Source organism: Chamaesiphon sp. VAR_48_metabat_135_sub (assembly GCF_031418915.1).
Classification (GTDB): Bacteria; Cyanobacteriota; Cyanobacteriia; order Cyanobacteriales; family Chamaesiphonaceae; genus Chamaesiphon.
On record NZ_JANOJV010000144.1, the window covers coordinates 90,440 to 109,740 of the forward strand.

Annotated in this window: 18 protein-coding genes and 1 tRNA gene; 9 read left to right on the top strand and 10 right to left on the bottom strand. The window is 45.7% G+C overall.

Going from position 1 to position 19,301, the window contains the following annotated elements:
• Nucleotides 1-43: 43 nt before the first annotated feature.
• The 4 genes from RMO55_RS10380 to RMO55_RS10395 all read right to left on the bottom strand — a co-directional run bounded on the left by RMO55_RS10380 (nucleotide 44) and on the right by RMO55_RS10395 (nucleotide 3,100).
• Nucleotides 44-172 (bottom strand): hypothetical protein, encoded by a 129-nt coding sequence (locus RMO55_RS10380; RefSeq protein ID WP_310426307.1) that lies wholly within the window; start codon nucleotides 170-172, stop codon nucleotides 44-46.
• Nucleotides 169-1,833 (bottom strand): transglutaminase domain-containing protein, encoded by a 1,665-nt coding sequence (locus RMO55_RS10385; RefSeq protein ID WP_310426308.1) that lies wholly within the window; start codon nucleotides 1,831-1,833, stop codon nucleotides 169-171. Before RMO55_RS10385 ends, RMO55_RS10380 begins: the two co-directional genes overlap by 4 nt.
• A gap of 89 nt (nucleotides 1,834-1,922) precedes the next feature.
• Complete coding sequence (locus tag RMO55_RS10390) at nucleotides 1,923-2,063, bottom strand: hypothetical protein (protein WP_310426309.1); 141 nt, start codon at nucleotides 2,061-2,063, stop codon at nucleotides 1,923-1,925.
• 38 nt (nucleotides 2,064-2,101) lie between these two features.
• On the bottom strand, nucleotides 2,102-3,100 hold the full coding sequence (locus tag RMO55_RS10395; RefSeq protein WP_310426311.1) for a hypothetical protein: 999 nt from the start codon (nucleotides 3,098-3,100) through the stop codon (nucleotides 2,102-2,104).
• Nucleotides 3,101-3,277: 177 nt separating this feature from the next.
• Here RMO55_RS10395 and RMO55_RS10400 point away from each other — a divergent pair, with 177 nt between their 5' ends.
• The gene (locus RMO55_RS10400) at nucleotides 3,278-4,129 is read left to right on the top strand and encodes an alpha/beta fold hydrolase (RefSeq protein ID WP_310426313.1); all 852 of its coding nucleotides are present in this window, start codon (nucleotides 3,278-3,280) and stop codon (nucleotides 4,127-4,129) included.
• A 70-nt stretch (nucleotides 4,130-4,199) separates the two neighbouring features.
• On the opposite strand, the gene aqpZ is transcribed toward RMO55_RS10400, so the two are convergent.
• The 3 genes from aqpZ to RMO55_RS10415 all read right to left on the bottom strand — a co-directional run bounded on the left by aqpZ (nucleotide 4,200) and on the right by RMO55_RS10415 (nucleotide 6,138).
• Nucleotides 4,200-5,006 (bottom strand): aquaporin Z, encoded by an 807-nt coding sequence (gene aqpZ, locus RMO55_RS10405; protein WP_310426315.1) that lies wholly within the window; start codon nucleotides 5,004-5,006, stop codon nucleotides 4,200-4,202.
• 172 nt (nucleotides 5,007-5,178) lie between these two features.
• Nucleotides 5,179-5,982, bottom strand: coding sequence for an HAD hydrolase-like protein (locus RMO55_RS10410; RefSeq protein ID WP_310426317.1), 804 nt, complete (start codon nucleotides 5,980-5,982; stop codon nucleotides 5,179-5,181).
• Between the two features lie 84 nt (nucleotides 5,983-6,066).
• Nucleotides 6,067-6,138: transfer RNA gene (locus tag RMO55_RS10415), tRNA-Gln, on the bottom strand.
• Nucleotides 6,139-6,888: 750 nt separating this feature from the next.
• Here RMO55_RS10415 and RMO55_RS10420 point away from each other — a divergent pair.
• The 4 genes from RMO55_RS10420 (at nucleotide 6,889) to RMO55_RS10435 (ending at nucleotide 11,801) form a co-directional block, all read left to right on the top strand.
• Complete coding sequence (locus RMO55_RS10420) at nucleotides 6,889-7,953, top strand: glycosyltransferase family 4 protein (protein WP_310426318.1); 1,065 nt, start codon at nucleotides 6,889-6,891, stop codon at nucleotides 7,951-7,953.
• A 382-nt stretch (nucleotides 7,954-8,335) separates the two neighbouring features.
• Complete coding sequence (locus RMO55_RS10425) at nucleotides 8,336-9,781, top strand: glycosyltransferase family 1 protein (RefSeq protein WP_310426320.1); 1,446 nt, start codon at nucleotides 8,336-8,338, stop codon at nucleotides 9,779-9,781.
• A 111-nt stretch (nucleotides 9,782-9,892) separates the two neighbouring features.
• Nucleotides 9,893-11,107, top strand: coding sequence for a glutathione S-transferase family protein (locus RMO55_RS10430; protein WP_310426322.1), 1,215 nt, complete (start codon nucleotides 9,893-9,895; stop codon nucleotides 11,105-11,107).
• A 133-nt stretch (nucleotides 11,108-11,240) separates the two neighbouring features.
• Nucleotides 11,241-11,801, top strand: a complete 561-nt coding sequence (locus RMO55_RS10435; protein WP_310426323.1) for a hypothetical protein — start codon at nucleotides 11,241-11,243, stop codon at nucleotides 11,799-11,801.
• A gap of 22 nt (nucleotides 11,802-11,823) precedes the next feature.
• Here the strand turns inward: RMO55_RS10435 and RMO55_RS10440 are convergent, their stop codons facing one another.
• A complete protein-coding gene (locus RMO55_RS10440; protein WP_310426324.1) occupies nucleotides 11,824-13,419 on the bottom strand; it encodes a CHAT domain-containing protein in 1,596 nt (531 codons plus the stop codon).
• Between the two features lie 336 nt (nucleotides 13,420-13,755).
• Here RMO55_RS10440 and RMO55_RS10445 point away from each other — a divergent pair, with 336 nt between their 5' ends.
• The 4 genes from RMO55_RS10445 (at nucleotide 13,756) to RMO55_RS10460 (ending at nucleotide 18,135) form a co-directional block, all read left to right on the top strand.
• Nucleotides 13,756-14,061, top strand: a complete 306-nt coding sequence (locus tag RMO55_RS10445; RefSeq protein WP_310426326.1) for a hypothetical protein — start codon at nucleotides 13,756-13,758, stop codon at nucleotides 14,059-14,061.
• A 406-nt stretch (nucleotides 14,062-14,467) separates the two neighbouring features.
• Nucleotides 14,468-15,214 carry a phycobilisome rod-core linker polypeptide gene (locus RMO55_RS10450; protein WP_310426328.1) on the top strand — a complete coding sequence of 249 codons (747 nt, stop codon included), beginning with the start codon at nucleotides 14,468-14,470 and terminating at the stop codon, nucleotides 15,212-15,214.
• Nucleotides 15,215-15,510: 296 nt separating this feature from the next.
• Nucleotides 15,511-17,256 carry a sulfite reductase, ferredoxin dependent gene (gene sir / locus RMO55_RS10455; protein WP_310426329.1) on the top strand — a complete coding sequence of 582 codons (1,746 nt, stop codon included), beginning with the start codon at nucleotides 15,511-15,513 and terminating at the stop codon, nucleotides 17,254-17,256.
• A 96-nt stretch (nucleotides 17,257-17,352) separates the two neighbouring features.
• Complete coding sequence (locus RMO55_RS10460) at nucleotides 17,353-18,135, top strand: proteasome-type protease (protein WP_310426331.1); 783 nt, start codon at nucleotides 17,353-17,355, stop codon at nucleotides 18,133-18,135.
• Here RMO55_RS10460 and RMO55_RS10465 read toward each other — a convergent pair.
• Together RMO55_RS10465 and RMO55_RS10470 are read right to left on the bottom strand one after the other, a co-directional pair.
• Nucleotides 18,115-18,972, bottom strand: coding sequence for a transglutaminase family protein (locus RMO55_RS10465; protein ID WP_310426333.1), 858 nt, complete (start codon nucleotides 18,970-18,972; stop codon nucleotides 18,115-18,117). The genes RMO55_RS10460 and RMO55_RS10465 overlap by 21 nt on opposite strands.
• On the bottom strand, nucleotides 18,969-19,301 hold a 333-nt coding region (locus RMO55_RS10470), incomplete at its 5' end, for an alpha-E domain-containing protein (RefSeq protein ID WP_310426335.1). The genes RMO55_RS10470 and RMO55_RS10465, both read right to left, overlap by 4 nt.

The following is a 19,301-nucleotide window of genomic DNA, read 5'->3' on the forward strand; positions in this document are numbered from 1 at the left end:
AAACCTCCAAATAATCTGATACGATCGATCTATTGTCTCTACATCACCAGGATTGCAAGTCAACAAAGTTTTGAGTTTTTTTGGAGCGGGGACGTTTGGCTTTGGACAGATCGAGATATTTGGTAATATCTTCCTCACGATCGAATTTTTGGTCAAATTCTACAGTTTTCATAAAATGTCTCCAGGAATTAGCTCGTCTAAGATCCGAAAACGAATGTGGTTGATGGCTAAATCTCCCATCGAAATATGCTCGGGTTTGTCAGCAGCTTTCATTTTTTCAAATGAGATCCCCTTGCCAATTTCGGTATGATACCAGGCTAAACCCATGAAAAACCGCTGGGGATATGGCCCGCGTTCGATCGTGTCGTCCATATTCGATTCCATTGGGAGCCAGCCGATTTCAGGTACATAAAACTCTAACCAGACATGGTTAAAATCGGGCTGAAGGGGCATGTTTTGTCGATCGGGATAGGCAGGACATTTATACCGTCCGATCGTCCGACAGGCAATTCCATTCAGGCGGGAGAGGGCGAGGAGGACTCCGACATATTCACCGCAGGAGCCAACGCCACGAGCGAGGGCGACATCGGGGGTGTCGATGTGGGGTTGGATGCCGTAGGACAGGCGATCGTAAACATAATTACGAATTTTGAGCATCTTCCGCAGCACATTTGTTTCTGTACCAGCGGCTTCTGTGGCTGCCTGACGCATCGTTTCTGTATCCATCGCTAAATCATCGTCATCGACTAAATAGCGTTGTTCTAACTCGGTTGGCAGGGTGGGGATATCTTCAATATCGCTGGGGGCGAGGGAATATTTGAGTCCGTACATTTCGATAACGGCTTTCCAACCAATTAAGCCGCCTTGATGGGGATTGATGCGATCGAATTTGAAGACTGCAACTTTTTGCCCTTCTTTTTCTTCGATCTCAAATTCATGTCCGATGGGTTCAAAGTGGCGCACCCGTTGGCGCAGGGTATCGGAGGGTAATGCAATCCGCCACTCCACGTTGTTCAGGGTGACAGCTTCGAGAGGGAGTAATTCTTCGACGTAGGACATTTCCACCAGGAAGCCGTTGGAGAGGGTATAGTGGTCTACGGGGTTGTGGTGGATGTAGAGTGGATGAATGAAGGTGCGATCTCGGAATGTTAATTGATAGGGGGATTTGGCATTAGGATCGTCGCGAATGTATGGTTCTTCATCGGCATAAGCAACATAACAAGTCGGCTCTTCATCCCCAGGCGGATAAAATGTAATCCCAGTCGGGGAGCTAAACGGCGTGAGCGCACTGAATTGAATCGCCCCAGTGGTACGATCTAGACAATAGACAGTTTGCTCGGCTCGATCGCATACCCAGAGAGCATCTTTATGTACTGTCAGTGTCTCAGTTCCCACTCCAGGCTGGGGAATCTTACTGAGCAATTCACCTGTATTGCGATCGAACAGATGGATATAGCCAGATTTCTGGCAAGTCACATATATATTTGATTCCCAAACAGCAACCCCCGTCACTGGATAAGGAAGACGAGTAAAGACAGTTGGAGTGAGGGTTTGACGATTGCATGACAGAACTTCCTGTCCCTTGGCAAACCAGAATGTATCATCCCAGAGAGTTAAACCCGTCACCCCAATCCAATCGGAAACATGATGCGGATTGAGAATAGTTGTATTATTACTGAGTGGATCGATCGAGACGAGATATCCACGCACAGTATCGATCGCAAGTAGTCGATTTTCCTCTGCCGCAAGTCCTGACAGGGCATACAGACCGATCGGCAGAATTGTACCATGTGGCAACGAACGATCGGATAATGTGCCTTCAGACTTGAGCATGATGTCGATCGAGATATTTATTAATCAGTATATCTTGTCTGCTGGTGGGTCGATTAATACGTCTAGATTTTGCTAGTGTAAATTGCCCATTACACCTCTAAAACATAGCTCCATATGTCCTGATAAATTCTTTGCATCATATCTCCAAAAGAACGATCGAGATCTGCTCCAAGAATTTTTGCACCAAAAGCCCACGCTTCCCACTCCCCTCTTTCATCTACATTTGACATAAATCGCTCGCTCGACAGATTTATCGATTAGTTCTGTCTCACTTTTGCTGTTTCTTGAAACTACGAGCCATTGCTTTGAATTCGGGTAGATATTCATCCCGAACCTTGGTGCCAACAATACCCTGAATCAAGGTGTAAGATCGATCGTCAAACAGCATCACTTGATATATGACAACTGGAGTGCCTGTAGCAATATCCTGGGCACTAGCAAAAATCTCATAACCATCAAGACCATCGATCGTAATTGTGTCAGTTGTAGTAACTGAATTTATCTTGATGCTGCTAGTCTGGGATAGTCGCCGAGTGGCAAACTCTTGTTTGTCAGAGATCGTAATCTGGGAGAATGATGGAGCGACGATAAATATGGGATCTTCTGGGGACTTGGCTGGAATCGTCCCATCTTTGGTATACAGCAGCATCTTCCCCATGCTCCGTGCGAGTTTTACTTTGTTGGAAGCGACGATCTTAAAGCCCAGATCAGAGCCGAGAGTGGGTGGCGGCGTAGTGTCATTTTTGGCTGTAAGTACGACAGACTTGAGTGAGGCGGACAATTTGGCTGTGCGAGTTTTTGGGAAGGTAGCCGTCACCATTTTTGTTTCTTTATCGTTGCCAAAAGCGACGATCCATTTGGCAAAATCAATGCCGTATGCAGTTTGAGTCAGACTAATTAAGATACCTTGATTGCCGTCGATCGTCACGTTTTCTTGACTTCTGAGCGTCATCCCTCGCGTTTTTAATCGTTCGGCGGTCAGACCATTCGTGACCTCCGTAAATGGCCCAGGAATCGTCACCAGCATGACGGATGACTGAGTGCTAGCCTGTTGGAAGCCATCAAAACTCTCAGCAGCTTCAAACCCATCTGGTCGGATCAATTTGACACCAGCAGTCGGAAAGCTAGTATATTGTGGTTGCCGATCTTTTTTACCGATTGGGGTTGTGCCCTGTGCTCGTGCAGATATCATCTGCGGTGCGAGGTTAGTAGCAACTAAAATACCACATGTAATCGCGACAAGGTTTAAGGTCGATCGGATCTTCATTTGTTTACTCTCTGGCATAGCTATAGATTTTTTATAATGAAGAGTCTGGTGAAATCCGATCTTTCATCTATGATACGGACAATCTCGATTTGAGTCATCGTGACCCGATCGAAAATAATCTGTCTTTCAGCAAGTAATCCTCGAATGCTAGGATGGAAAGGTCGGACAAAGTAATTCATGCAGACTCACCCATCCGTGACATCGCCACCAGATCTCTACATATCGGTAAATGAGATCGACACTCGTTATTGGCAGATGGGCGATAGCGGGAGTACGATTATCTTGCTACATGGCGGCAATGGATCGATCGAGTTTTGGCTCTATAATATCGCCGCTCTAGCCCGACACCATCGCGTTTATGCTTTTGATATGGTCGGTTCGGGGAAGTCAAATTGTCCAGATGTTTCTTATTCTCTCGCCAATCAAGCCGAATTTTTACATAGTTTTATGACCGCACTGAACATCGATACAGCTACGCTGATCGGTAACTCAATGGGTGGTGGAGTTGCTTTAGAATTTACTAGATTATATCCCGATCGAATCGATAAGTTAGTGTTGGTCGATAGTATGGGATTAGGTCGAGAGATTAGCTTAGGAATTCGCTTAATTACTTTACCAATAATTGTTAATTTGCTGCGTCCAGGACGATGGATGATTCCGGCAATGTTAAAATCTAATTTCTATCAGGGTAAGCAACTACCACCAGAATGGCTCGAACTTCGCTATCCGATCTTTGCTATTCCTGGTAGAAATCGCGTCATTCTTCGCCTCGGACAAAGTAACTTTAATTTAGCTGGCGTTCGGCCGCAAGTGTATCAACCAATTGTGAATAGTTTAGCTAAGATTACCCAAAAGACATTAATTATTTGGGGCGAATTCGATCGCATTATTCCTGTCAAACATGCCTATATCGCCGCTACAGGCTTGCCAAACAATCAATTGTGTATTTTCCCAAACTGCGGACACCATCCCTATCTAGAATATCCAGCTAAGTTCGATCGATTAGTTCTAGAATTTCTAGCAAAATAGGGCATTAAAAAAGTTGGATCGACCTAAATCAACCCAACTGCTTTCAATTAATTATCAATTATTAATTACCTTACAGATTGCCACTAAGTTGTGTATCTGAATTTTTTTGATTGCTGTCTGCTGACTCAAAGATCGCATTGTAGAAGAATCCAGCCACGATTGCGCCCAAAATCGGCGCAACCCAGAATAGCCAGACTTGTCCGAATAACTCCATTTTTCCAAATAATCCGACAATCAGAGCAGGTCCGGTACTCCTAGCTGGATTTACAGATGTATTGGTGACGGGAATACTAATCAGGTGAATCAGTGTCAGCATTAACCCAATCGCAATTGGGGCAAAACCCTGAGGTGCTCTGCGGTCTGTAGCACCTAAAATTACCATCAAGAACATGAAAGTCATCACTGCTTCCATCAGAAAGCAAGCTCCCATGGTATAACCTTGGGGTGAATGGATACCAAACCCGTTAGTTGCCAACGGCCCAGTTCCATTCAGCGAATAGCCATCTTTCCCATTGGCAATGAGATAGATAAACAATGCCGCTAAAATTGCCCCACCAACTTGGGCGAGAATGTAGGGGAGTAAATCCGAAGCCGGAAAACGCTTACCTGCCCACAAGCCGAAAGAAACAGCCGGATTGAGGTGACAGCCAGAGATATGTCCGATCGCAAATGCCATCGTCAATACAGTCAATCCAAATGCGACCGATACCCCAAAAGTTCCAATTCCCAAAGAAGCAGCGGCGGCTGCCTTTGCCTGACCAGCCGCCTGTGTATTGGCTTCTGTATATGATGCGGCAAGTACGGCACTACCACAACCACCTAAAACCAACCAAAATGTTCCGAAGAACTCAGCAATACAACGTTTTGTCAAAGGCATACTTGTTTACTCGATCTAGATCTAGGGTACGATTAACGATCATTGTCATCGGTAAACTAGATTTCGATCTGACCCTCGCAACATTTAGTAATATTTTTTACCAGTTTTTGTCAAATTTGATTTGTCAACAGCCAATTAAATGAATTAATTGACGGTCGCACACCATTAATTGTCAACTTTCAACTAACTTTGCTGTTTTCTTCTGCGTACCGCCGAGCGTCGGTAGATCTGAGAGTGAGAGCGTTTGGATTCGTGACTGCAGCAGTGCAGCTTCACGTTCGGCAGCAGTGTTGTAGCCCCATTCGGCTAGATACAGTTTGACCGACTCTAGTTCTGGTTGCGCCGCAACCTTGGAGAGCGTACTCAGACGATCTTCAACGAACCAAACAGTCGGAGATTTCTTGGCTCCTCGATCGAGAATCTGCTTGAGGCTGTCTGTTTTACTCCGTTTGAGTTCTTTACCCCAGATAAACTCACTGGCTATTTCTACACCCTGCTCTTGCAGCAGTTGAGTGACAAATCTACTTTCCTTCGTCGTGATAATTACTGGCTGGATTTTCCGGTTGGGGAGTTCCTTGAGCATGTCGATTACGCCAGGATAAAATTGGTGTAACCGCAACCAGCTAGCGGGGTCTTGTTGAATCCAATTATCTCGAACCGAGTCCAACTGCTGACTGACTTTCACCCCACTGAGCCGACTATCAGCTAAAATTCGATCGCGAATTCGCTGCCAAGAACTCTGCATCCGCTCAGTAGAAATACCTAAAGAAAGTGCCCGAATCAGTACGGGTAGTTCCCACCCCACTTCAATCAGTGGGCGCAATTCCCGAAATTTTTCAGCAACTCCGGGCGATGGCTCCAGCCTGTCGAGTTGCCACACTTGCGTGTAAGTTCGCCATGCCGTCTGCCAATACTCTGCCATTCCATCGCAGATTACCCCATCGAAGTCGAGGGCGAGAATTCGCGCAGCATTCATATTGTTATTGTTCCTTTGACTAGCATGAAAAACAGCCAGGGCGTTGGTAACTCGACTCTGACTGCTCTATCTGAATAAATTTAACTGGGGTGCAAGGATTCGAACCTCGGAATGTCTGGACCAAAACCAGATGCCTTACCACTTGGCGACACCCCATTGCAATAACATTCGTAATCATAACATAGGTATCTGGGTCAGTGTCAAGGGGGTGGGGAGATTTTTTTTGAGGAGAGTGTGGGAGTGGGGGGAAGGGGTACAGGAAAAGACTGCGTTCTTCGATTACTCTGACTGCACGTCTTTCTACCCCACCCTTGTTGTGGTTATGGTGAAAAAGTGTCGTAAACTGCCAAAACATTCTGGTGTCTTCGCCTTTACCCCTTCTAAATAAAGTGAATCGATCGCCATCATTGCTGGAGAGCCGATGTGAGCATACCAAAGGTCAAAATACTTGGTATTAAATATTACGCCAGCTAAAAAAATAGTGATGATTTTCGATCGATTGGCTGCTAGTTAATGAATATCAACTTTAGAAAATATTTGTTGTCCAAGCTACATTATTCGTCAAATCTAAGCATTCTCTTGCCTATCTGTCGATCCGTGTTTCCCAGGATGACAAAATATAAAGAAGTTGTTAAGATAAGTGAGATACGAAAAATATACGTTAAACTTACAATAAATTAATAAATCGAATACGAAACTAAATAAATCAAATCGCGACGTGCAAAAATGTTGCCAGATAACGCTTTTGCGATTCTAGTGCGAACTCGTCTCAGACATTTTTTGTGAGTTATTAGTGAAGAGTAGTTGGGTTTTGGACGCTGAGATAGCGATTCTCGATCTCGATCGATTGAATAAAACTCGTAATTCTTATTCGCTAATAGCCTCATGTATTTAGGAGGATATAAAATGAAAATTGCCCAAATCGCACCTTTGTGGGAAAGGGTTCCCCCACCAGCATATGGAGGGATAGAATTGGTCGTTGGACTGTTGACAGATGAGTTAGTTGCAAGGGGTCATGATGTTACCCTGTTTGCATCGGGAGACTCGATCACGTCAGCAAAACTAGAATCAATTCATCCCCAAGCATTACGGTTGGATGCAACAATTACAGAGCCGAGTATCTACGAGATGCTCCAATTAGCCCAGGTATACGAACGGGCCGGAGAATTCGATCTAATTCACTCGCATATGGGCTGTGCAGCTTTGCCATATAGCAAGTTGACCCAGACACCGACAGTTCACACATTGCATGGAATTTTCACTCCAGACAATGAGAAAATGTTCGTCCATTCTAAGTCGCAGCCATTTGTAAGTATCTCTAATGCCCAGCGGGAGGAAAGATTGGGGCTAAATCATGTGGCAACCGTCTACAACAGTGTGGATGTTAGTATGCATCACTTTTTCCCTGTTGCTGACCAGCCAGCCTATCTAGCCTTTTTGGGCAGAATGTCGCCAGAAAAAGGACCGCATCACGCGATCGAAATTGCTAAAGCCACAGGTATCCCCCTGAAGATGGCGGGCAAAGTCGATCCGGTCGATGTGGAATATTTCGATCGACAAATTAAGCCACACATTGATGGCGTACAGATTCAGTTCTTGGGTGAAGCAGATCACTTCATGAAGAACGATCTGATGGGCAGGGCGATTGCGACGCTGTTCCCCATTACCTGGCGGGAACCATTCGGGCTAGTGACGATCGAATCGATGGCGGCAGGTACGCCAGTAATCGCGATGAATCTCGGCTCCGTGCCAGAAATCATTGCTGATGGGGTAAGTGGATATATTTGTAATAACGTAGCTGAATGTGTGGCGGCAGTAGCCAAAATCTCCACCATTTCCAGAGCTGGTTGTCGCGAATATGTGGCTCATCGATTTGGAGTCGAACAAATGGCCGCAGGCTATGAGGCCGTTTATCAGCAAATCTTGGCGGAGAAGTTTTCCACAAATGGACATCTGCTCGCAGCAAGATAGATGGATAAATCCCCTCCCCTGAGGGGCTACTGATAAACTCAGGGGTTTGATTTCCCCTTCAACTGCCATCCGATGGGACAGCAGGCGCGTACAGCCGCTGTGTTGATTTGTATTCTTTGCTAAGGCGATTTACTACAAATTCAACTTAACCTCATCGGAACGAGGGACTTCCTGGCAATCAAAAATTTATCAGCCAACCGACGGAAGTCAATCGTCAATGTGGCAGTAACAATTTAAGTTGAGATCCACACCAGAATTCCGATCGATCTGCTGGATCTATCGAGCGATAAACAGGCTGTAGCCCTTTGGAGTAACTACTTCGGACTCTACATCTTGGCTCGATCTTATAGCTAACTACTGTAATCAACTTATTTTAAAATCTATGTCAATTCTTTATAAAGGTGCAGATATGTCAACAGGAAAATTTCCTTTAACCATCGGTAGTAATTCATCAGTTGTGCAACCAAACCAACCATTTGCTTCTGCTCGTGCTAAGATTCCTACTCGTCAAGCGATCGCGTTAATTTCCGAGCATGGAGATCCCGCTGCCGAAATTGGTAAAGATGCCGCTGGCGGTCAAAATGTTTACGTCCGTCAAGTCGGTGAATCCTTAGCCAAGCTCGGTTGGCAAGTAGATATGTTCACGCGCAAGAGCAATCCCAACGATGAGACAATCGTGCAACATACCCCTCACTGTCGGACGATTAGGCTCACAGCAGGGCCTGAGTGTTATATTCCCAGGGATGAATTGTTTCAGTATATGCCGGAATTCGTCACGGCATTCCAAAAGTTCCAACAAAAAGAAGGGACGAGTTATCCTTTAGCTCATACTAACTACTGGATGTCTGGTTGGGTCGGATTGGAGCTGCAACGGCTCCAAAATATTCAACTAATTCATACCTATCACTCTCTCGGTGCGGTTAAGTACCAATCGGTGAGCGAAATCCCCACAATTGCCCAAACCAGGTTGGCAGTAGAGAAACAAATCCTCGAACAGGCTCATTCCGTCGTTGCTACCAGTCCACAAGAAATGGACGATCTAGAGACATTAGTATCCCGCCTGGGCAAGATTGATGTGATTCCCTGCGGTACCGATGTCAGTACATTCCGGCTGATTTCTAAAGCTGAAGCCAGAAAACAGCTCGGCATCAGCTCTAAAGAGAAGGTAGTACTATATGTCGGTCGCTTTGATAAGCGCAAAGGGATCGAAACTCTCGTCCGCGCTACGGGTGAATTGCGGGCGCAATTGGAGCAAGGTGAAGAAATAGACCCCCAACACTTAAAATTATTGGTTGTGGGTGGTAGCGATCCCAATGAGGCTGATGGAGCCGAACGTCAGCGGATTGAGGAGATCGTCAGTCAATTAGATTTAACTGCTAATACTGAATTTGTCGGGATGGTGGGACACGATCGATTAGCACTGTATTATACTGCTGCCGATGTCTGTGTAATTCCCAGCCACTACGAACCGTTTGGATTGGTCGCGATCGAAGCAATGGCTTGTGGTACTCCAGTAGTCGCTTCGGCTGTCGGCGGTTTGAAATTTACAGTGATTTCGGAAGAGACTGGATTGCTAGTACCACCCCATGATGTTAGCAAATTTGCTCACGCGATCGGTCGGATTTTGACTGACGATCTCTGGGCGCGGAAAATCCGCAAACAAGCATCGACGCGGGTACAGCAGAATTTCAGTTGGACGGGTGTCGCCATTCAACTCAGCGATCTCTATCGTCATCTGTTAGCTCAATCTCTACTCAGTCCTGGCATCGCACGCGGATCGAGTGCTACTTCGACACTCTTACCCAAGCAGGTTGTTAAAGCGTCTTAGATTAGTTGAAAGTTGAAAGTTGAAAGCGATTAAGCTCGATCCACAAGGATCGAGCTTAATCGCTTTTAAGCCGTTTCGGTTATGATTAGACAACTTTAAGATCGCACTCAGATGACTACTACACCCTTAAACTGGCAAGAACTAGCAGATCTGGCGAACTCTCAATTTGCTCCTGTCGATCCTGTTAATGGAGCCACCAATGCTCAAGCTAGGTTGCGACTATTCGGACGAGCCGAATCGGATGTGCGAGTCACACTCTACCGCGACAATCATGCTTGGTGTCCTTATTGTCAGAAAATCTGGCTGTGGCTAGAGGAAAAACAAATTCCCTACCGGATCGAAAAGGTAACTATGTTCTGTTATGGGGAAAAAGAAAGCTGGTATAAGCGTAAAGTACCATCGGGAATGCTCCCAGCCATCGAGCTAGATGGACGTATCATTACTGAAAGTGATGATATCCTCATTGCGCTAGAAAAGGCTTTTGGTTGTTTGAGTTTAGGGATGACAGATCCCGCCGTTATTCGGCTGCGACAATTGGAGCGACTATTATTTCGCGCTTGGTGTGGTTGGTTGTGTCGTCCGGCAAATTCACCACGAGAGGAGCAGTACAACCGTGAGCAATTTGTCAGTGTTGTGGCGATGGTAGAAGCTGCCCTCGCCAGCACACCAGGCGCATACTTCCTGGAGCAATTTGGCACCGCTGATGTGATTTTTACGCCCTATGTCGAACGGATGAATGCCAGTCTTTATTACTATAAAGGGTATTTCCTGCGGGATGAAAATCCCCATTTGTCCGACTGGTTTGATGCGATGGAGAGTCGAGAAACTTATCGTGGAACTCAGAGCGACTTTCATACCCACGTCCACGATTTACCCCCGCAGATGGGTGGCTGTTGGGAAAATGGCGAACCTCAAATGTTAATTAATAAGAAAACGATCGATAATGGTCCTTGGGATGGATTGCCAGATGCAACTTTTCCCGAACCAGACAATGCTCGTGCTGAAGCCCTTCATCGCACGGTTAAGCATCATGCGAAGATCATTCGCGTCAATCCGGCTGATGACAAGTTAATGGATGAAGCTTTGCGCTGTGCGCTGACAACAATGATGACGGATGTTGTTTGTATGCCGCCACCAGGATCGGCTGCTGCCTTGCGATATTTACGCGATCGAATCAGTGTCCCTCGCGATATGTCCATTTATGCCGCCAAGCGGCTCAGACAGGCTCTAGAAGCTACTGCTACGCTGGTAGGTGATGCCCAAGGTGAGCCAATTCCCTTCAATCATCGGCGAGATCAAAACCCAGTTAATTTCGCGAAGAATTAGAATTTCAATCCCATCACTCAAGCTTGGGTGATGGTTGAGGAGGGGCGAATTTATCGTAATTAACTAATTTTTCGGAAAGGAGGAAGATGCTGCTGTAGTTAGCTACAACCTCATCTATTTACAGGGATTTACTATGAAAATTTATCACTCTTTACCTGCGATCTGCCTAATCTTATTTGCAACATTTCCAGTCGCCCCATCTATTGCAGATGAAGAAACAAATTCAATCCAAGGTGAAAAGAATAATCGATCGGAGAGATACAAAAACCTTAATCGTCGCCAACAACCTTTATTATCTACTCCCAAAGTACAATCGAATCCTAAAGAGCAATCGACCCCAATTAACAGCAAACAAAGCTGGAGTGGAGTGGTAAAAATCGAACTACGAAAAGAAGCCCCACGAAAAGGTTATGTCACTAACAATGTAGAATGGTCTAAATTATGGACAACTTATCGTGGAAGTGAGGCATTACCAAATGTTGATTTCGATCGGGAGATTGTCTTGGTGTACGTACATAGAGATCCTAATGCAGTCGGTCTTAGTCTATCATTGAGCGCGGCAGGTAATCTCACCATCGAGACGACTATGACCCTAATGGGCTACAACAATCCCACGAAATGTTCTTATAAATTCGTGCTAATCGATCGAGCCGGAATTAAAGCTATTAAAGGTCTACCGATCTCTAATCATTAAGTCGATCGAATCGTTAACTACATCAACCGATCTTAAATTCCAAAACCTGCCCCTCCTCACTACCAAATTTAAGCTGCATTCCCGATTGTAGTGGAAATTCTTGAGCGTGAACTTTATTCCATTTACCCTCACTAGTCATCACATAACTGCCATAGCGGGAGGTATCGCGAAGATAATAGCTCCCCGTAGTAGTTTCATTCATTGCAATCGCGCGATAGATAATCTCCGCATGACGTTGAGAGACCCAAGGTTCGACAACAACTAGATCGTTATCAGCAGATCTACCCACTCGCATTAAACCACCGTTGATGGGATAGTCAGGATGAGTGTGGAAACTCAGCGATCTCAGGTATGCTGATGGCATCGCTTGGGGAATAAAAGGAATCTCGGTGACTGCCTCCGTAAGTGTCCCGATCAATTCGCCATTGAACTCAGGATGCATATACAGAATTGGCAGCGTCCAAGCAGGTTGATTGAACTTATATAAGGTCAACAACTGCTGTCTGGAGATCGTTACGGCTTCGTCAATGGTGCGACGATCTGCCAGAGCCTGGGTAAAGGATTGGATAAAACTCAGAGCTTCTCGATCGGCGATCGTATCTCGCATGGCTAGCACCGCCGGAACGCCATAGTGCAGCAAAACTTCAGCCAGACTGCTACGGGGTACTGCTTGTTGTTGGTGTTGATAAGGCTGCGCGCCCCAACAGGAATTAAATACTGCTAGTTTGACTCCACACCGAACGAGTAATTGTGCCAACTCCATGCCACTCAAACCACTGAGATCGTTGAGGAGTAATAATCCCCCATCGGGGGCGGGCATCCCGTGTCCGGCATAGAAAAATACGTTGTACTGCTGAGTCTCTAACTTGGCAATTAGCTCGGCGGGAGTAGGTTGAACTAAGGTATCGACTTGACAGCCTGCTGGATTGAAGCGATTGGGCGGATTAAACCCGCTCGGCATGGTATTGCGCAAGACTTGAGCGATGGTAGCTGATTCTTGCTGAAGATCGAGATGGGGACTACCAGGAATATTCTGACCGAGTACCAAGAGAATTTTAATCGATCGATCGAGTCGTTGGGGCGGTAGCGGATCGACATCGCTATTCGTTCGACTGAATAACACCTGTTGATTTAGCGAGATTGAGGGCTTCCCCGCCTGTGGCTGGATGATTTCCCAGGGCAATGGGATCAAGTCTGGATCGCGGACTTCCAGGCGCAGACGCAGGGATTTGCGTTGACCAAACGCCATGCCCTGACTTTGAGCAAAGGCATTGCCAATTTGCTTGCAAAATAACCACTGCCACAAATTCACCCCTAAGTGCTGCATCAGTTTAGCACTATAGCTTTGGGGTTGAGGTGCATCGGCAAGGACAACAGCAGTTAAATCTAGATCGGGAATGAGTCGATTGCGATCGCATGGCAGATAGTAGGGTTTACTCCCAGGACTAAATAGCCCTTGCCATCCCAACCAAATTTGGGACAGATCGATCGTCCAATGACAATTTTCGATCGCATGACCGCTTGGATATGGTGCTTTGAGTACCCATACCGCATAGCTATCTAGCTCGGTCGCACCCAGACGCGCCACCGCAATATTTAGAGAAGGATGTTCATCCACGGATAGAGGACAGAAAATAGGGGATAGGGATCGGTTATTGTGTAGCTAAATTGAATTGTGAAGTCAGGATAAAGGTTAAGGGGTAAGGGGTCAAGTTGCTCGTTGGCGTAGCCTCGGCTTTGCCGAATCGATCGTGAGATTGGTAAATATCTAAATTTGAGTACCGAACGGGCTGTGTGGGAAATTTGAATTATTGATAGTGTTCAGTGCTATTATCGGCGATCGATTAGCTGTTGTCACGAGTATATGTAGCAGATCTACTATCGACCTGCTGTGACTTGCACCAAAGTCGCTATACTTGCACTATATCTTTAAATCTGTCCGACTATTCAGCTTATGGGCTTGATTCAATTACTCATCCTATTGGGTTTAGGCGCGGGAACAGCAGGATTTATCTACAAGTCCGATCGACGCAAACGCCTAGAAGCCGCTTTCTACCAACTATTACGACAACAAGATAGTTGTATATCCTTGATTCAGTTGATGGCGATTTCTCAAGTGAGTAGCCAAACTGCCAAAATTTTTCTCGACGAACAGGTGCGTCTGCTCAATGGTATTCCCGAAGTTGACGATGACGGTGATACCTTTTATCGTTTTCCCAAGTTGCGTCTACCCGATCTGTTGGCAAATGATGGATGGTGAATTTTAGTGGAAAGTTGAAAGTATATGGATGAATTTATGGATCTGTAGGGGCGGGTTTATGCCAGAAATTTCCGCCTAGCACTAGTAAATTCAAACAAACCCGCCCATCCCCGCCAATATCTATCGCTCGATTCTTCCTAAAAAGATCTCAAATGGGTTCTATACTTCTCCTTCCGTCAGTGCTGTGCCTACAGCAGACTATCGGCTACTCTCGGTCGAAGAAGTTGGTGGAAGATAAAGTGAGCCAAAGTGGTACGCAATGAAAGAGTCAGAATGTTGATGGTGGTGGGGTTGGGAGAAAATTAAGGAATGTAATGTTTTCGGGTCTGGGTCAGAAATGGAGACCGAATCGGGATTATGATGAGAAAAATTTGTAAAGTTTCGTAAGAAGAGAACTTTAATATATATGGCTATTCCATTATTAGAATACGCTCCCTCTACTCAGAATTCTCGCGTCAGCGGCTATGAAGTAGGCGGAGACGAGCAATCAAGAATATTTTCTACCGATAACTTGCTCTCATCTGGTCAGGTCGGCGATTTAATTGAAGCTGCTTATCGTCAAGTATTCTTTCATGCTTTTGCTGCCGATCGCGAGAAATTTCTAGAATCCCAACTCCGTAGCGGCCAAATCACTGTCCGTGACTTTATCCGTGGATTGTGTTTATCAAATACCTTTACTAATAGTTTCTACAACCTCAATAGCAACTATAAATTTGTCACCCACTGCATCCAGAAGGTGCTAGGACGCGACGTATACAACGAAGCTGAAAAAATCGCTTGGTCGATCGTCATTGCGACCAAAGGTCGTGCAGGCTTTATTAACGATCTGCTCAATAGCAACGAATACTTGGAAAACTTCGGTGACAACATCGTCCCATTCCAACGTCGTCGCGTATTACCTTCCGGTGCCAGCGAGCTACCATTCAATATCCAATCGCCTCGCTACGATGCTTACTATCGTCGCAAACTAGGCTTCCCCAAAGCTTCTTGGCAAGCTGCTGTCCGTGGCTACACGCCCCAAGACAAAACACCCAAAGCAGGTTCCCCCGACCTATTTAAATCAATGGCAGCTAGTCTGGGCAAGATCGGCAACATGCCTCAAACGATCTCACCCTACAACATTGACTACAACAATTTAGTACCCCGCCGCTAGTTAGTGGATCGTGAATAGTACATTGCCAAAAGTAATGTAACGCTCATTAATCCGCTTACTAAAAAACGAACGATTGTATTCCTCTGCATGATTTCGTGCAGGGGATTTTCATCAGAAATTAGCGGGATGCGGGTAGTTCACTCGGTTTACCGCTGAGAGTATCAAGAGATAAGTACTCCGATGAGAATTACTACCTGTAGCGAATGTGATGAGAGGTAGAATAGAGAGACTATGGATCTTAATTATTAGGATTGCTCTAAATTATATCTCCGCCTGCCAGTATCCTTAAATTCAGTATGGTTAACACTTCCACGCCCAAGAAGCTCGCTAAAGTAGAACACTTAAAGACAGATAGTAACTATCTGCGAGAACCTGTTGCCAGCGAGCTACTCCTCGATACAAATTATTTCACTGAAGACGCAATTCAGATCCTCAAGTTTCATGGCTCCTATCAGCAGGATAATCGGGATAATCGCGTCAAAGGTGCCGAAAAAGATTATTCAATGATGTTGCGTACCCGCAATCCTGGGGGATTTATTCCACCCCAATTATATTTGGCACTCGATCGATTGGCGAGTGACTACGGGAACGAAACCATCCGCGCGACTACCCGTCAGGGTTTCCAGATGCATGGGATTCTTAAGAAAAATCTCAAGCCGGCAATTGCCGCAATCGTTCAAAACATGGGTTCTACCCTCGGTGCTTGTGGTGACTTAAATCGCAACGTCATGGCTCCTCCCGCACCGTTTAAGAAGAAGCCAGAATATAGACACGCCTGGAAATACGCCGATACTGTCGCTGATTTACTCACACCCCATACAGGCGCGTATTATGAGATTTGGTTGGATGGCGAAAAAGCTATCAGTGGCGAACCCGCACCCGCAGTCAAAGCAGCCTTAAAAAATAACCTCAACGATACAATTTTCCCCGCAGGCGAGGAGCCGATTTACGGTACCCAATATATGCCCCGCAAATTCAAAATTGCGGTGACAGTTCCTGGTGATAATTCGATCGATATTTTCTCCCAGGATTTAGGATTAGTCGTAATTACTAATCCTAAAGGCGAACTATTAGGCTTCAATATTTATGCTGGTGGTGGATTAGGACGCACCCATAATAAAGAAGAAACATTTGCCAGGATTGCCGATCCAATTGGCTATGTAACTAAAGCAAATATCTACGATTTAGTTAAAGCAATTGTCGCAACTCAACGGGATTATGGAGATCGTACTAACCGCCGTCACGCGCGGATGAAATACTTAATTAATGATTGGGGCGTAGCTAAATTTAAAGCCAAAGTAGAAGAATATTATGGCAAAAAAATTCAACCCCTCAAACAGATTGCCGAATTCCAATATCTCGACTTCCTAGGTTGGCACGAACAGGGCGATGGTAAAGTATTTCTCGGGATCTCGATCGTCAATGGACGGATCAAAGATGAAGGTGATTTCAAACTCCGTACCGCCCTCCGAGAAATCGTCCAAACATATCAAATCCCGATGCGCGTTACCCCCCATCAAAACGTGCTGATTTATGATATCAAACCAGCCGACAAAGCGGCGATCGACAAAATCTTAACTGATAATGGAGTCGAACCAGATCCCGCCAAGATCGATAGCCTCGTCCGCCTCTCGATGGCGTGCCCAGCCCTACCTACCTGCGGTCTAGCCGTCACCGAATCCGAGCGCGTAGCCCCCAGCGTTAACGAACGTTTCCGCGTCCTCCTGACCAAATTAGGCTTACCTGACGAGCAATTTGTGATCCGCATGACTGGCTGTCCCAACGGTTGCGCCCGTCCCTACATGGCTGAAGTCGGCTTTGTCGGTAGTTTCCCCGAAAGTTACCAAGTCTGGTTGGCTGGATGTCCTGCGCAGACTCGGCTAGCGCAGGTGTACACCGAGCGGATGCACATCGACGATCTGGAAACTTTTTTCACACCAATGTTTGAATACTTTAAGAAGGATCGGAAATCTGGTGAAGGTTTCGGTGATTTCTGTCATCGTGTTGGCTTGGAATCCATCCGCGAAGTTTGTAAGCATTAAATTTTTCTTCTCCACCAACCCTCTCTCAAACTTGGGAGAGGAATATAGATTATTACAAATCAAGTTCACCATCGATAACCCCCTAATCCCTAAATCATGACTTATTGTTTGGGAATTATTTCTACTCACGGATTAGTGATGGCGGCTGATTCTCGCACTAACGCCGGGGTTGATTATATATCTACCTATCGGAAAATGTTTGATTTTTCCGTACCTGGCGATCGAACAATTTTACTATGTACGTCAGGAAATCTCTCGATTACGCAATCAGTAATGCTAAGTATCGAGCAGGATTTGCGATCTCTAGAAGCGGAGAATTTGCATTCCTGTCACAGTATGTATGATATTGCTTGTTATCTGGGGCAAAAGTTGCGCCATGTTCAAGCACGAGAGCGGGAATGGTTAGAGAAAGATCGAATTGATGCTAGTTGTAATATCTTACTAGGTGGACAGGTACGGGGACAAGCGACGGAGCTGTATATGCTCTACAGTCAGGGTAATTTTATCAAAGCGATGCCCGAAACGCCGTTCTTGCAAATCGGCGAAATCAAGTATGGGAAGCCGATTTTGGATCGGATGTTGACGTTCGATACGAGTATTGAAGATGCGGTGAAATGCGCCCTATTATCATTCGATTCGACGATGAAATCCAATGTTTCTGTCGGCCCACCGATCGATCTAATCATGTATCGTAATAATAGTCTGGAAATTCTCCACCAGCGCAGTCTCCAACGGGGCGATCCTTATTTATTGCAGGTACGGATGGAGTGGGAATCATTTTTAAAAACCGCATTCGATCGGATTCCGCCGATCGATTGGGAGCAAAGTAACGAGCTAAAATTAGAGCATGTCGATTTTTCAGGCTTTCTCAATCACTAGTCGATAGTTCATTTGATTAGTTATTACCCCCATCGTGCGGAGTTTGCCATCAACGGGGGTTGTTTGGGCAGGGAAGGGACTAGAATAGAGCGCGATGTGATTGTCGGCAACGAGCAAGCCATGAGTGGGATCGTAGCCCCGCCAGCCTGCTCCAGGCAGATATATTTCCGCCCAAGCGTGGAGATGTCTATCGTCGGTTTCGGCTCCAGCTTCATAGCCGCTGACAAATCTTCCAGCTAATCCCACGGCACGACAAACTTCGAGCAATAAGACGACGAAATCTCGACAGGAACCGGAGCGATGTTTCCACACGATTCCTGGGGGAAGTGATGCGCCAGTATCGCGAATCGAGTATTGACAGTTATGGTAAATTTGTTGGTTGAGTTCGCTCAGAAAGGGGATGGTTTGACCATCGACAGTTTGCCAAATTTCGGCTGCTAATTCTGCCGCAATTGGATCGATCGAATGCCCCAGATATCCAGTTAAATATGGTTGCAGTTGTTGGGACAATGATACCGGATAATCGATCGGTAAATTAGCCGCCCAGGGTTCGAGCAGGTAATTAAAGGGATTGGTAAGATTGGTAGATACGGTGGTTTTGGTAGTGATTTTTAGATTAGTAGTTAAATTATTCTCAAACCAAACCAGCGTTGAATTATTGCCATCTAGATCGACAGATTCGGCAACTTGTTGGGGTGTGGGTGAGATTGCCAGATCGAATGATAATACCGATTGATTGACATTCGATCGCGGACGCAATCTGAGCTGATGGGGTGCAAAAATTACTGGTTGACTGTAGGTATATTCGATCGAGTGTTCGATCTGAAAAGTACTCATGATAACGCCTCAAGATCGATCGTCATAAAAGTATCACCAATTTCTTTAGATACAATATTAATCCGTCTTTGGGTTTCATCAAGAAATTCATGCAAGCCGCGCTCGATTACTTCTTCGATCGATAAAAAGTCTAATTCCGATCTCAGTTTACCCAATTTAAGTTCGGCAGGATTGCACCAGGTATTAGAATGATTATTACCACTAATTAGATGTAAAGATTTTTCAGCCGAGCGGAGAGAGTGCTGGATCGATCTGGGGAATTCTCGATCGAATATCAAAAACTTGGCGATATCTGGCGGACTAATTCGGTGACAGGTTTTGCGATACAT